The 652-nt window shown below is 35.6% G+C and carries 1 protein-coding gene; it reads right to left on the reverse strand.

From position 1 onward, the window contains the following. The coding region (gene buk, locus ABCO64_RS10485) for a butyrate kinase (RefSeq protein WP_425463710.1) at window positions 1–652 on the reverse strand (652 nt) is incomplete at both ends.

The raw sequence follows: 652 nt of genomic DNA on the forward strand, positions 1-652 counted from the left end.
TTTCAGGACTCATTGGACCATCACCATCTAAGGCGTTATTCACATCAATCACGCGTCCTTTTTTGTGAACGCCAACACTTATTCCGCCACCTAAATGTGCGATAATCATATTAAGTGATTCATATGGTTTATTTAAATCTTCACTTGCTTTTAAAGCAACTGCTTTTTGATTCAGTGCATGAAATAAAGAATCTCTTTTTATTTCAGGCATCCCGGTATATCTTGCAATATCTTCCATCTCATCAACCGCGACAGGATCGACAATAAAAGAAGGGATATTTTGTAAATCAGCAATTTCTTTTGCGATAACACACCCTAAATTCGAAGCATGTTCCCCACGGGGTGCTCTTTTTAAATAATCGATCATTGCATCATTGACTAAATATGTTCCACTTTCAATTGGTTTTAACATTCCTCCGCGGCCAACCACCGCATCAAGATTGTCAATTTCAATGTTTTCAGCTTTTAATGTAGAAAGAATTGCTTCTTTTCTAAAATCGTATTGATCTATAATAGATTTGTAAGATTGTATGGTATCAGTATCGTGTCTTAACGTTGTTTTAAAAACACATTCCTTCTCATTAAAAACAGCAATCTTTGTTGAGGTTGACCCAGGGTTGATTGCCAATATTTTTTTACTCATAAAAGCCTC

This window comes from Methanocalculus natronophilus, assembly GCF_038751955.1.
Lineage (GTDB): Archaea > Halobacteriota > Methanomicrobia > Methanomicrobiales > Methanocorpusculaceae > Methanocalculus > Methanocalculus natronophilus.